The organism is Plantactinospora sp. CA-294935 (assembly GCF_050936445.1).
Classification (GTDB): domain Bacteria; phylum Actinomycetota; class Actinomycetes; order Mycobacteriales; family Micromonosporaceae; genus Plantactinospora.
The window spans coordinates 7,474,717-7,487,332 of record NZ_JBNJMU010000001.1 but is presented as its reverse complement, the minus strand read 5'-3'; the positions used below and the strand labels follow the sequence as shown (position 1 = coordinate 7,487,332).

Annotated in this window: 12 protein-coding genes and 2 pseudogenes; 12 read left to right on the top strand and 2 right to left on the bottom strand. The window is 72.2% G+C overall.

Annotated features, from left to right (window positions below):
* The first annotated feature begins 79 nt into the window (after positions 1–79).
* The 10 genes and pseudogenes from ACQEVC_RS32720 (at position 80) to ACQEVC_RS32675 (ending at position 10,053) form a co-directional block, all read left to right on the top strand.
* On the top strand, positions 80–694 hold the full coding sequence (locus ACQEVC_RS32720) for an acetyl-CoA carboxylase biotin carboxyl carrier protein (RefSeq protein ID WP_432885387.1): 615 nt from the start codon (positions 80–82) through the stop codon (positions 692–694).
* Positions 695–713: 19 nt separating this feature from the next.
* A pseudogene (locus ACQEVC_RS32715) lies at positions 714–2,054 on the top strand (acetyl-CoA carboxylase biotin carboxylase subunit); the annotation flags it as partial.
* A gap of 296 nt (positions 2,055–2,350) precedes the next feature.
* The gene (locus ACQEVC_RS32710; protein ID WP_432885374.1) at positions 2,351–3,178 is read left to right on the top strand and encodes an SRPBCC family protein; all 828 of its coding nucleotides are present in this window, start codon (positions 2,351–2,353) and stop codon (positions 3,176–3,178) included.
* Positions 3,171–3,548 (top strand): annotated as a pseudogene (locus ACQEVC_RS32705) (cupin domain-containing protein); the annotation flags it as partial. The gene ACQEVC_RS32710 and the pseudogene ACQEVC_RS32705, both read left to right, overlap by 8 nt.
* Positions 3,549–3,772: 224 nt before the next feature.
* Positions 3,773–5,044, top strand: coding sequence for a beta-ketoacyl-[acyl-carrier-protein] synthase family protein (locus tag ACQEVC_RS32700; protein WP_432885371.1), 1,272 nt, complete (start codon positions 3,773–3,775; stop codon positions 5,042–5,044).
* Between the two features lie 116 nt (positions 5,045–5,160).
* Complete coding sequence (locus ACQEVC_RS32695; protein ID WP_432891830.1) at positions 5,161–6,414, top strand: beta-ketoacyl synthase N-terminal-like domain-containing protein; 1,254 nt, start codon at positions 5,161–5,163, stop codon at positions 6,412–6,414.
* Between the two features lie 29 nt (positions 6,415–6,443).
* Entirely contained in the window at positions 6,444–6,758 is a 315-nt protein-coding gene (locus tag ACQEVC_RS32690; RefSeq protein WP_318396411.1) for an antibiotic biosynthesis monooxygenase family protein, read from the top strand.
* Positions 6,759–6,876: 118 nt separating this feature from the next.
* Positions 6,877–8,301 carry a BNR repeat-containing protein gene (locus ACQEVC_RS32685; protein ID WP_432885367.1) on the top strand — a complete coding sequence of 475 codons (1,425 nt, stop codon included), beginning with the start codon at positions 6,877–6,879 and terminating at the stop codon, positions 8,299–8,301.
* Positions 8,302–8,468: 167 nt separating this feature from the next.
* Complete coding sequence (locus ACQEVC_RS32680) at positions 8,469–8,840, top strand: VOC family protein (protein WP_432885364.1); 372 nt, start codon at positions 8,469–8,471, stop codon at positions 8,838–8,840.
* Positions 8,841–8,973: 133 nt separating this feature from the next.
* Complete coding sequence (locus ACQEVC_RS32675) at positions 8,974–10,053, top strand: GDSL-type esterase/lipase family protein (RefSeq protein ID WP_432885362.1); 1,080 nt, start codon at positions 8,974–8,976, stop codon at positions 10,051–10,053.
* Positions 10,054–10,423: 370 nt separating this feature from the next.
* On the opposite strand, the gene ACQEVC_RS32670 is transcribed toward ACQEVC_RS32675, so the two are convergent.
* Positions 10,424–10,732 carry a hypothetical protein gene (locus tag ACQEVC_RS32670; protein WP_432885359.1) on the bottom strand — a complete coding sequence of 103 codons (309 nt, stop codon included), beginning with the start codon at positions 10,730–10,732 and terminating at the stop codon, positions 10,424–10,426.
* Between the two features lie 123 nt (positions 10,733–10,855).
* Here ACQEVC_RS32670 and ACQEVC_RS32665 point away from each other — a divergent pair, with 123 nt between their 5' ends.
* Both ACQEVC_RS32665 and ACQEVC_RS32660 read left to right on the top strand, forming a co-directional pair.
* Entirely contained in the window at positions 10,856–11,578 is a 723-nt protein-coding gene (locus ACQEVC_RS32665; protein ID WP_432885356.1) for a DUF5753 domain-containing protein, read from the top strand.
* Complete coding sequence (locus ACQEVC_RS32660) at positions 11,569–11,757, top strand: DUF397 domain-containing protein (protein ID WP_432885353.1); 189 nt, start codon at positions 11,569–11,571, stop codon at positions 11,755–11,757. Before ACQEVC_RS32665 ends, ACQEVC_RS32660 begins: the two co-directional genes overlap by 10 nt.
* A gap of 52 nt (positions 11,758–11,809) precedes the next feature.
* Here the strand turns inward: ACQEVC_RS32660 and ACQEVC_RS32655 are convergent, their stop codons facing one another.
* A complete protein-coding gene (locus tag ACQEVC_RS32655) occupies positions 11,810–12,616 on the bottom strand; it encodes an SAM-dependent methyltransferase (RefSeq protein ID WP_432885350.1) in 807 nt (268 codons plus the stop codon).

The following is a 12,616-nucleotide window of genomic DNA, read 5'->3' as shown; positions in this document are numbered from 1 at the left end:
CGCGGCGATCCCCGAACAGCCGGGCCCGGCCGGACCGGCGCGACCGGCGGCGGGAGAGCGGTGCACCGGCGACGGACGCGTGCCAGGGCCGGACGTCCCGGACAGCCGGCCGGTACGCCCGGACGGCGCGCGGGACCCGGGCGACGCCACCACGCAGTCCGACCGGGGCACGGAACCGGCCGTGCCCGCTGACCGGCGGACGGAACCGGCCGTGCCGGCCGACCGGGGGACGGAACTCGCCGCGCTGCGCCGGCAGGCGGGCCGGCTACTGGCCGAGACGGCCGGACCCGTACGCCGGATCCACCTGCGCAGCGGCGACACCGTGCTGGAGATCGAGTGGCACGGCGTACCCGGTTCGCCGGGACCGGCCGGCGCACCCGGCCACGCCCCGGCGGACGCCGCCACCCGTACCGCGTCGACCGGCGGCGTCGACGGGGTGGCCGACGGTGACGGCCGCCGGACCGTCGTCGCGCCGATGGTCGGCACCTGCTACCGGGCCGCCGAACCCGGCGGTGCTCCGTTCGTCGAGGTCGGGGACAAGGTGGAGCCCGGTCAGGTGGTCTGCATCGTCGAGGCGATGAAGCTGATGAACGAGGTGGTCGCCGACCAGGCCGGCCGGGTCGCCGAGGTGCTCGTCCGGGACGGCGAGCCGGTCGAGTTCGGGCAGCCACTGATCGCCCTGCTACCCGCGTGACTTCCAGGACGGTGCGGCGATGTTCGAGAAGATCCTGATCGCCAATCGCGGCGAGATCGCGCTCCGGGTGGCCCGAGCCTGCCGTGAGCTGGGCGTACGTACCGTGGCGGTGTACTCGGTCGCGGACCGGGACTCGGCCGTCGTCCGGCTGGCCGACGAGGCGGTCTGCATCGGGCCGCCGGACGCCCGGCAGAGCTACCGCAACGCCGCCGCCATCGTCGAGGCGGCCCGCCGGACCGGGGCACAGGCCGTGCACCCGGGTTACGGGTTCCTCTCCGAGGACGCCGACTTCGCCGAGATCTGTGCCGACAACGGGCTCGTCTTCATCGGACCGTCGCCGGAGGTGATGCTCGCACTCGGCGACAAGGCGCGAGCCCGGGCGCTGATGCGGGAGGCCGGGCTGCCGCTGCCACCGGGCAGCCTGGCGACCGTCGAGACGGCGGCGAGGGCGCGCGACGTCGCCGACGAGATCGGTTATCCCGTGATCATCAAGTGTGCCGCCGGAGGCGGTGGACGCGGGATGACGGTGGTCTGGTCGGCCGACGAGTTCGGCGCGGCGTACGAGCGGACCAGGATCGCCGCGCAGGCCGTCTTCGGCGACGACCGGGTCTACCTCGAGCGGTATCTCGTCCAGGCCCGGCACGTCGAGGTGCAGGTGCTCTGCGACGGATATGGCAACGGCGTACACCTGGGCACCCGGGACTGCTCGGTGCAGCGGCGGCACCAGAAGCTGGTCGAGGAGGGCCCGGCGCCCGCGCTGTCGGCCGGTACCCTCGACGCGCTCGCCGAGTCCGCGCTGGGCGGCGCGCTGCGCGCCGGGTACACCGGGGCCGGGACCTTCGAGTTCCTGGTCGACGACGCCGAACGGTTCTCGTTCATCGAGGTCAACTGCCGGATCCAGGTCGAACATCCGGTCACCGAGATGATCAGCGGGGTCGACCTGGTGCACGAGCAGTTGCATATCGCGGCCGGGGTGCCGCTGCGGCTCCGCCAGGAAGACGTCCGGATCTCCGGGGTCGCGGTGGAGTGCCGGGTCAACGTCGAGGACCCCGACCGGGGGTTTGCGCCAACCCCCGGCCGGTTGAGCAGGTTCGTCCCGCCGAGCGGGCCGTGCACCCGGGTGGACACGCACGGCTACCCCGGCTACCTGGTGGGGCCGTACTACGACTCGCTGCTCGCCAAGGTGGTGGTCTGGGCGCCGGACCGGGATCTGGCGCTCGGCCGGATGGAACGGGCGCTGCACGAGTTCGACATCGAGGGGCCCGGCGTACGCACCACCATCCCGTTCCTGCGCCGGGTACTCGACGACGCGGGCTTCCGGAAGGCGAGGTACTCGACCGGTCTGGTCGACCGGCTGCTCGGCACCGCCGAATCGCCGCCCGGCCCGATCCGGTCCGGTTCCGCCCTCCCCGAAGCCCTCGCCCTCCCCGAAGGCCCCGCCGTTCCTGAAGGCTCACCCGTTCCTGAAGGCTCACCCGTTCCTGAAGGCTCACCCGTTCCTGAAGGCTCACCCGTTCCTGAAGGCTCTGCCGTTCCTGAAGGCTCACCCGCTCCTGCCCCTGCCGTTCCCGAAGCCGCCGCCGCTGCCGTTCCGGCCGTCCCTGCCGTCGCGCGGAGCGCCCTACCCACGACCGCCAACCATCCGAGGAGGAGCAGATGAGTGTGAGGCACGAGGAACCGACGTGGACCGGGCCGACCCAGCGGGAGCCGGTTCCGGGGCCGGTGACGGCGGCGGAGATCACCGCGATCCTGGTCCAGCACTGCGGGCTGGACGCCGACGCCGCGGCCGCCGCGCCGAGCGCCTCGCTGGAGGAACTCGGCATGGACTCGCTGGCGCTGCTCGAACTGCAGGCGGTCGTGGCGGACCGCTACCGGGTCCAGCTTCCCGAGGAGGCCGGGCGGCTCAGCATCGCGGAGGTGGCCGAGCTGGTGGCCCACCAGTACGAGCCGGCAGCGGCTCCCGCGTCCGGGGCGGGCCGGCCGGGCCACACCGAGAACGATGTGCTGATCGCGGCCCCGTTGCCGCTCGTGTGGGAGCTGACCAACGACGTCGCGGGCTGGACCGGGCTGTTCACCGAGTACCAGTCGGTGGAGATCATCGAGCGGCGCGGCGACACCGTACGGTTCCGGCTGACCATGTATCCCGACGAGAACGGGGTCACCTGGAGCTGGGTCAGCGAGCGTACCGCCGATCCGGTGCGCCGGGAGGTGCACGCCCACCGGGTCGAGACTGGACCGTTCGAGTACATGCGGATCCACTGGCGCTACGCCGAGGTGCCGGGCGGCACCCGGATGACCTGGACCCAGGATTTCGAGATGCGTCCGACGGCGCCGGTGACCACCGCCCAGATGACCGACCGGATCAACACGAACAGCCGGGTCCAGTTGGACATCATCCGGGACCGGATCGAGCGGATCGCCGCCGAGCTGGAGGCGACCACGCCGGCACCGGCCGCGTCGACCGCCGGGGCCGGCGATGAGTGAGCCGGGCCGCCGGTTGGTGGCCGCCCGCGACATCGCCCCGGACCGCCGCCGAGGTGGCGAAATCCGGGTACTGCTCGGTCCCCGCACCGTGGGCAGCGGGTCGGGTTTCCTGGGGGTGGCGAACCTCGCCCCCGGGGAGCGGATCGCCGAGCACTACCACCCGTACAGCGAGGAGTTCCTCTATGTCGCTCGGGGCGCGATCGTGGTGGACCTGGACGACGAGCCGGTGCCGGTCGGCACCGGGGAGGCGCTGTACGTGGCGGTGAACGTCCGGCACCGGCTGCGCAACGTGGCCGACGAACCCGCCGAGGTGGTCTTCCAGCTCGGTCCGCTGGCCCCGCGCCCGGAACTCGGACACGTCGACACCGAACCGTCCGACACCGACCCGGCGGCCGGTCGGCCCGGGGCCGGTGTCCCGGTGGTACGGCCGGACGGCGTGGAACGGGTGGTACGGCCGGACGGCGTGGAACGGGTGGTACGGCCGGACGGCGTGGAACGGGTGGTACACCCGAGTGGCGCGGAACGGGTGGCACGGCCCGACGGCGCGGATCGGGCGGCGGCGGGCGCGGTGGCCGCCGGGCCGGAGGCCGGGCCGTGACCCGGCGCCGCAGCGTGGTGACCGGGATCGGAGTGGTCGCGCCGGGCGGGGCGACCCGGGACGAGTTCTGGGCGACCATCACCGCCGGGCGCACGGCGACCCGCCGGATCAGCTTCTTCGACCCGTCACCGTTCCGCTCCCAGGTGGCCGCCGAGTGCGACTTCGATCCGGTCCGGGCCGGCCTCGGCGTCGCCGAGCGACAGCGCGCCGACCGGTACGTCCAGTTCGCGCTGGCCGCCTCGATCGAGGCGCTGGCGGACAGTGGGCTGGAGCTGACCGACGCGCTGCGGGAGCGCACCGGAGTGGTGCTCGGCTCGGCGGTGGGCGGCACCATGCGGCTGGAGCGGGAGTACGTGCAGGTCAGCGACTCCGGTGCGGATTGGCTGGTGGACCCGAACCGGGCTGGCCCGTTCCTCTACCAGGCCCTGATGCCGAGCAGTCTCGCCGCCGACGTCGCCTGCCGGCACGGTGCGCACGGTCCGGCCCAGGTGGTCTCCACCGGCTGCACCTCCGGCATCGACGCGATCGGCTACGGCCAGCAGCTCATCGAGGACGGAGAGGCGGACGTGGTGCTGGCCGGCGCGTCGGACAGTCCGATCTCCCCGGTCACGGTCGCCTCGTTCGACGCGATCAAGGCGACCACGCCGGACAACGACGATCCGGCGCACGCCTCGCGGCCGTTCGACCGGGACCGGCACGGGTTCGTACTCGCCGAGGGCGCCGCCGTGCTGGTCCTGGAGGAGGCGGAGCACGCCCAACGGCGCGGGGCGCGGGTCTACTGCGAGGCCGCCGGATACGCCAACCGGAGCAACGGCTACCACATGACCGGGCTGCGTCCGGACGGGGTCGAGATGGCGCTGGCCATCGACGACGCGATGGCGCAGGCCCGGTGCGATCCGGCGGACGTGTCGTACGTCAGCGCGCACGGCTCGGGCACCCGGCAGAACGACCGGCACGAGACGGCCGCCTTCAAACGGGCGCTGGGTGCGGCGGCGTACCGGGTGCCGATCAGCTCGATCAAGTCGATGGTCGGGCACTCGCTCGGGGCGATCGGCGCGATCGAGATGGCGGCCTGCGCACTGGCGATCGCGCACGGCGTGGTGCCGCCGACCGCGAACTGGGCCAACCGGGACGCCGAGTGCGACCTGGACTACACGCCGAACACCGCCCGGGAACTGCCGGTGCGGGTGGCGCTCTCCGTCGGCAGCGGCTTCGGCGGATTCCAGTCGGCGATGGTCTTCACCCGCTTCGACGGGCCGGACCGGTGACCGGCGGGGCAGATGGCGCCGGGTCGGCGACTCGCGCGGTGGATGGCGTCGCAGTGGTGACCGGCGGGGCGGACAACGCCGGGCCGACGACCCGCCGGGCGGATCGGAGCGGACCGGTGACCGGTCGGGCGGGCGGGGACGGGGTACGGCGGGCGGTGATCACCGGGATCGGGGTGGTGGCGCCGAGCGGGATCGGCGCCGACGCGCACTGGAAGTGTGTGCTGGCCGGGCAGAACCGGATCCGCCCGATCACCCTCTTCGACCCGGAGCGCTATCCCAGCCGGCTGGCCGGCGAGGTGGCCGACTTCGACGCGCTGCACTACGCCGACAACCGGCAGTTGGTGCAGACCGACCGGTGGACGCACCTCGGGTTCGCGGCGGCCCGGCTCGCGCTCGCCGACGCCGGACTGCCGGAGACGGCCGACGATCCCTACGGGTACGCGGTGACCCTGGCCAGTTCCTCCGGCGGCAACCTCTTCGGGCAGCGGGAGCTGCAACGGCTCTGGCGCGGCCCGGCCCGGACCGTCGGGGCGTACCAGTCGATCGCCTGGTTCTACGCGGCGAGCGTCGGTCAACTCTCGATCCGGCACCAGTTCAAGGGCCCGTGCGGGGTGCTGGCCGCCGAGTCGGCCGGTGGGCTGGACAGCCTGGCGCACGCGGTACGGATGGTCCGGCGCGGTACTCCGGTGGTGCTGGCCGGCGGCACCGAGTGCCCGCTGAGCCCGTACGCGCTGACCTGCCAGATGCGGAGCGGACTGCTGAGCACCTGCCCGGAGCCGGCGTTGGCGTACCGGCCGTTCGACGTGGCGGCCAGCGGCTACGTACCGGGGGAGGGCGGAGCGGTCTTCGTGGTGGAGGACCTGGCGCACGCCCGGGCCCGGGGGGTGCGCGGCTATGCCGAGGTGGCCGGCTGGGGTGCCAGCCACGACGCCCGGCACACCGACCGGCTCGCCGCCGGAGACCCGGTGCAGTACGCCCGGGCGATCCGGCTCGCCCTCGACCGGGCCGGGGTGGCGCCGGCCGAGGTCGACGTCGTCTTTCCGGACGCGCTCGGGGTGCCCCGCTACGACCGCAGCGAGGCCGAGGCGCTGCGGGCGGTGTTCGGGACGCGGCCGCCGCCGGTGACCACGCAGAAGCCGCTGACCGGCCGGGCACACCAGGGCGGATCGGCGCTGGACGTGGCGACCGCGCTGCTCGGCATCCGGCACGGGGTGCTGCCGCCGACCGCCGGGCTGGACCGTCCGGCGCCCGGTTGCGAGCTGGACTTCGTCCGGGAGTCCGGATCGCGGTGGGTGGACGTGGCGCTGGTCGGGGCGCGCGGATTTGACGGTTTCAACAGCGCCGTGGTGGTCCGGCGCGGCCCGGCGTAGGCCGGGGGAGCTTGCAGAGGAGGACCGGGATGTCGAAGGCCAGGGTGCTGTTCCTGATCCGGGTGCCGCGCGAGCGCACCGAGGACTTCCTGAAGGCGTACGAGCAGATCCGTTACCAGGTCGCCGAAGGCGTGCCGGGGCATCTGGTGGACCAGGTCTGCGAGGCGTCGAGCGATTCCGAGCAGTGGCTGATCACCAGCGAGTGGGAGTCGCTGGCCCACTTCGAGGCGTGGGAGCGCAGCCCCGGGCACCGTGAGCTGGCCGCACCGCTGCGCGCCTGCATCACCGAGGCCAGGTCGATCCGGTTCGTGGTCCGGGAGGAGACCTCGGCCGGCCGCCGCTGACGCCGGCCACCCTCGTGCCGGGTGGGCGTGACCGATGGCTTTCAGATCGATGGATGCGGATGTAAGTTGAATCCATTCATCTGGGAGCGCCCGATGGCGCCCGGCGCGAGGAGAAGCCATGCCCGTCCCGTCGTCCCGTCGGGCCGCGTTGGCGGCGTCACTCGTCCTCGGGGTCGTCGTCGCGGCGGCGGTCCCGCCGGGCCCGGCGGTCGCGGCGGCCCCGGGCGTGACCCGGCTCGGCGACACCCAGCTCGATCCGAGCGCGCTCTACTTCGTCTCCTACGACGGGCTGGTCAACAACAACTCGTACGGCGACGGCATCGTCAGCCACGCCGGCTACCAGTACGCGGCCTGGTACACCTCGACCCGCAACGCCGTCCTCGCCCGCCGGCAACTGCCGTCCGGGGCGTGGCAGACCCTCCAGTTGCCGCACCGGTTGACCACCAACGACTCGCACAACTCCATCGCCCTCGGCATATCCCCGGGCGACGGCCGGCTGCACGTCGCGATGGACACCCACGACAGCGAGATCCACTACGTCAAGTCCGAGGCCGGGCTGGTCTCCGCGCCGGGCTCGCGGAGCTGGCTGGCCAGCCGGTTCGGTGCGGTGCAGCGCAGCCTGGACGGGGTCGGGTTGGGCGCGATGACGTACCCGCAGTTCCGGGTCGCGCCCGGCAACCGGCTCCAGTTCAGCTACCGGACCGGGCGCTCCGGCAACGGCACCAACGAACTCGCCGAGTACGACGGCTCCACCTGGCGCCGGCTCGGCCGCTGGCAGTCGGCGACCGGCTCGTACAGCGCGAACGGCGCCACCAGCACCACTCGGAACATGTACCTGCACGGGCTGACCTACGGTCCGGGCGGCCGGCTGCACGCCGCGTTCACCTGGCGGGAGGGCAACTCCGCGGTCACCTGCAACAGCGGTGGCCTGACCAACCACGACACCGGGTACGTCTACAGCGACGACCAGGGACGGACCTGGCGCAACAATGCCGGAACGGCCGTCGGGACCACCAACTCCGGCAACCTGGTGTCGATCACCAGTCCCGGGCTGGTGGTCGATCCGCTGCCGCCGAACTACGGGCTGATCAACCAGGAGAGCCAGGACGTCGACTCGACCGGCAACCCGCACGTGATCATCAGCTACGTGCCCGGCCGGTTCACCTCGTGCGTCACCTCGTACGCCTCGGCACGCCGGGCCAACGGCCGGGCCTTCCACCTGTTCCGCGACTCGTCCGGGGCCTGGCGCAAGACGGAGATCCCGGTGCCGTTGAACGCGACCGGCCGCTCCCAGATCGTGCTCGACGCCGCCGACAACGCCTACGTCGTGCTGCCGTACGGCCGGATCGTCACCGCCAGCCGGGCCAGCGGCTACACCGACTGGACCGTACGCTTCGACGGCGCCGGGTTGAACGCCTTCGGCGAGGTGATCGTGGACCGGACCCGGGTGGAGAGCGACGGGGTGCTGTCGATCCTCTACCAGCGCGCCTCCAGTGGCACCACGCCGTCCCCGATCCGGGTGGTCGACTTCCGGCTCGGCTGACGGCAGGCGGCAGGCGGCAGACCGGCACCCCGGGCGACCCGACGAGCGACAACCCGGCGACACCGGGCGACTCCGGCGGCCCCGAAGCCACTTTCCCGGTGGGTGTCGGACCGTCGGCGTAGGTTGTGAGCTGGACGCAGCGTGGCCCGGCTGGCGGAGGGGGAGTCGTGTTCAGGGACACCGAGGCATTCAGTGGTTTCGCGGTGGACGACGTGGCCAAGGCGAAGGAGTTCTACGGCGAGACGCTTGGGCTCCGGGTCTCCGAGGAATACGGCCTGCTGCGGCTGCATCTGGCCGGCGGCCGGGACGTGCTGGTCTATCCGAAGCCGGGGCACACTCCGGCGAGCTTCACGATCCTCAACTTCCCGGTGGACGACATCGACCGGGCCGTCGACGAGCTGATCGCCCGGGGTGTCCGGTTCGAGCGGTACGAGGGTATCGAGGCGGACGAGAAGGGCATCGCCCGGGGCAACGGGCCGGACATCGCCTGGTTCACCGATCCGGCCGGCAACGTGCTCTCCGTACTCCAGGAGAAGTGACCCGCCGCTCGCCCGTTCGGCGCACCTGACGGCGCGTTCGCCGCTCAGGCGCGCGCCTGACCGTCGGGGTGCCCACGTCGGCACATTCAATGGATTCGATCGAAGTCGATGGATGCGTTGGAGGTGACTGCCCATGTCGGCGACCATGCGCCGGTGTGCCGGTGCGCTGCTGGCGGCCGTACTGGCGACCGTGGCGATCCTGCTGCACACCGGTCATCGGGTGGAGGCGGCGGCCGGGGTCCCGGTGCTGCCACTCGGCGACTCGATAACCGACGGCTTCAACGTGCCGGGCGGATACCGGATCGACCTCTGGCAGAAGGTGGTCGCCGGTGGCTACACCGTCGACTTCGTCGGTTCCCAGGCCAACGGCCCGGCGAGCCTCGGCGACCGTGACCACGAGGGCCACTCCGGCTGGCGGATCGACCAGATCGACGCCAACATCGTCAACTGGCTCGACACCTACCAGCCGCGCACCATCCTGCTGCACATCGGCACCAACGACATCTTCCAGAACCGCGACCTGCCCAACGCCCCGAACCGGCTGGCCGCGCTGATCGACCGGATCACCACCACCGCGCCGGAGGCGAAGCTGTTCGTCGCCACCATCGTCCCGGCCGGGTCCGCGAGCACCGACGCCCAGGTGCGCAGCTTCAACGCGGCCATCCCGCAGATCGTGCAGACCCGGGCGAACGCCGGCCGGCAGGTCTACCTGGTCAACATGTACGCCGCGCTGACCACCGCCGACCTGGCCGACGGCGTGCACCCCAACGCGACCGGCTACAGCAAGATGGCCACCACCTGGTACAACGCCCTGCTGGCGGTGCCCGGCAGCCTCACCGACGGCGGCACCACCCCGACCCCCACGGCCACGCCCAGCACCCCGCCGACCAGCGGTCCCAGCACCCCGCCGACGAACCCGCCGGCCGGCTGCACCGCATCGGTCTCGCTGAACTCCTGGAACGGCGGCTTCGTCGCGACGGTACGGGTCACCGCCGGCTCCGCCGGCACCACCGGCTGGACGGTCAACGCCACCCTGCCGTCCGGCACCACGATCACCAACTCCTGGAACACTCAGCGCAGCGGCAGCAGCGGTGCCGTCCAGTTCACCAACGTGAGCTACAACGGACGGATCACCGCCGGGCAGTCGACGGAGTTCGGCTTCCAGGGCACCGGCAGTGGCGCCGGGCTGACGCCGGGCTGCGTCGCGAGCTGACCGCAGCGCGAGGCGCCGCGCACCGGTTCCGGACTGTTCATCCGAACCGTGTCGATCGCGACCGCCGGCGTCTCGACCCGACCCACCTGTCCCGGGCAGGACCCGGGGCAGGTGGGTCGTTCGTGCGAGCCGTTCACCAGTGAACCCCTTCGACCTCCCCGTGCGGTCCGTCATGGCCGGAGTTGATGTCGGTTCAGGTGGAAGGTGCTTCAATCTGGTGGGATCCAATCGAGGAATCGGGCAGTCCCCCGGAAGCTCGCCGTACCGGCGCAACACCATGAGTCGGGCCGCCCCGGGGGGTGAGCCGGTCCGTACTCCTATCAGGCAGCAGAGTTCGGCCGCTGCCGTCACCGTGCCGGGCACGGCCCGCTCAGCTCGGCACGCGTCCGGCATGTCGCGACCGGGCGGCCGGCGGGGCCGCCAGCCGGGCGTTCCGGCCCGACGTCCGGCCGACCGGCCGCTGGTTGCCGGCCCGGACCCGGGCCGGCGGCACCGCCGACACCCGGACGGCTTCCGGGTACGCGGCGGCGCGGCCCAGCGGCGGCACCGTCGGGGCGTACGGCATCGGCACCAGGTCGACCGAGTCGGGGCAGCGCCAGCGGTAGCCGCAGCGGCAGTACCGCCACAGTCGACGCCAGTCCCGTCGGTGTTGCGGACTGATCCGGTGTGGTCGTTTCATCTCGTCTCCCGTCGCCGAATTGGAAACGGGGGCGGCGTCGTGATATTTCCAGTGCCCCGACACCGCCCCCGTCGGCAACACCCGCCCGTCCTTTGGTTGTTTCGGCTTTCCGGATCCGGCCGGGTGTGCTCTCCTTCCACCCTGGACGACCAGGCCGTAGCCTCGGTAGCGAAATCGAGTCATCGGGGTGGGCTCGACAACCTGCGGGCGGTCGACGCCGAACTCGGCGCGGGCGGGCTGCTGGTCGAGATGTGGGAGGAACTGGTCCGGGACGGCACGGCACCGGCCTGGTTCCGCGACTGGCTGGAGATCGAGCGCCGCGCCATCGCCCTCCGCTGGTTCGGACCGGCGTACGTCCCAGGACTGTTCCAGACCGAGGCGTACGCCCGCGCCACCCTGGCCGGTGAGCGACTCACCCCGGACGAGGTGGACCAGCTCGTCACCGCCCGGCTGGACCGGCAGTCCATCCTCACCAAGGAGCGCCCGCCGCTGATCACCGCCGTCCTCGACCAGGCGGTGATCGAGCGGGGCGCCGAAGAGGCCAGGCCGATGATGGCCGAGCAGTTGGCCCGGATCGTGGCCTGCGCGCAGTTGCCGAACGTGCAGCTCCAGGTGGTGCCGACCCGGGTCGGCATGTATCCCGGCTACGGCGGGCCGTTCACGCTGGCCGACCTGCCGGACAACCGGCGGGTGGGTCACGCGGACAACCAGCTCGCCGCGCGAATCGTCGACGGGGCCGACGAGATTGCTACCCTCGTCGGAAGATGGGAGCAGATCCGGGGCTACGCCCTCCCGGTGGACCAGTCACTAGAGCTGATCAAGAAGGTAGCGACGTCATGGAGCTGACCGGCGCCGTCTGGCGCAAGAGCACCCGCAGCGGCAACAACGGCGGAGACTGCGTGGAGGTGGCCCGCAACCTGCCCGGGATGGTCGGCGTACGGGACAGCAAGGACCCGCAGGGGCCGGCGCTGGTGTTCGGGTCGGCGGCGTGGCGCGGCTTCGTCCAGGGCCTGTCGACGCGCTGACCGCACCGGAGGTGCGCCGGTCGCCCGTCCCGGCCGGCGTTTCCGCCGAGGATCAGCGCTTCCGGCCGATGCCGCCGGCCATCAGCAACTCGGCCACCGTGAGATCGTGGTCGACGGGAGTCTCCGGCCGCCATTCCGGCAGCGGCACCAGACCCGGCTCGACTATCTCAAGATCGCCGAAGAACCCCTGAAGCTCCTCCAGCGTCCGGAACCGGCCGGTGCCGAGCACGCTGAGGTACGTCTCCTCAAGCTCGGCCGCTTCCGGGAAGGACGCGCAGAAGCTGGTCATGAAGAGGTGACTGCCGGAGGGCACCGCGTCCATGTACGCCTGGGCGACGCCCTTCGGGTCCTCGCTGTCGTGCAGGTGGTGCAGGATGCCGACGAGCAGCACGCCGACCGGCTGGGAGAAGTCGATGAGACGGCGCACCTCGGGGTCGGCCAGCAAGGACTTGGGGTCCCGCAGGTCGGCCGTGACCACGGTGGTGTTCTCGTTCTCCACCAGCAGGGCCCGGCCGTGGGCCAGCACGATCGGATCGTTGTCGACGTAGACGACCCGGGCGTCGGGCGCCGACCGCTGGGCCACCTGATGGGTGTTCTCCCGGGTCGGCAGCCCGGAACCCAGATCCATGAACTGCCGGATCCCGGCCTCTTCCACCAGATAGCGGACCCCTCGGCTGAGGATCTGCCGGTTGTAGGCCGCCACCTCCGGAAGCTGCGGCACGATCTTCAGCATCTCGCCGACCACCGCGCGGTCGATCGCGAAGTTGTCCTTACCGCCGAGCACCACGTCGTAGGCGCGCGCGATGCTCGGTTTCGAGGTGTCGACGCCGGGAGAAGCCGGCCGTCCCTGGTCCGCCAT

Coding starts and splice junctions, on each gene's coding strand:
- ACQEVC_RS32710 (WP_432885374.1), top strand. CDS start 2,351: ATGAGTGTGAGGCACGAGGAACCGACGTGGACCGGGCCGACCCAGCGG.
- ACQEVC_RS32690 (WP_318396411.1), top strand. CDS start 6,444: ATGTCGAAGGCCAGGGTGCTGTTCCTGATCCGGGTGCCGCGCGAGCGC.
- ACQEVC_RS32685 (WP_432885367.1), top strand. CDS start 6,877: ATGCCCGTCCCGTCGTCCCGTCGGGCCGCGTTGGCGGCGTCACTCGTC.
- ACQEVC_RS32675 (WP_432885362.1), top strand. CDS start 8,974: ATGTCGGCGACCATGCGCCGGTGTGCCGGTGCGCTGCTGGCGGCCGTA.
- ACQEVC_RS32670 (WP_432885359.1), bottom strand. CDS start 10,732: ATGAAACGACCACACCGGATCAGTCCGCAACACCGACGGGACTGGCGT.
- ACQEVC_RS32660 (WP_432885353.1), top strand. CDS start 11,569: ATGGAGCTGACCGGCGCCGTCTGGCGCAAGAGCACCCGCAGCGGCAAC.
- ACQEVC_RS32655 (WP_432885350.1), bottom strand. CDS start 12,616: ATGGCGGACCAGGGACGGCCGGCTTCTCCCGGCGTCGACACCTCGAAA.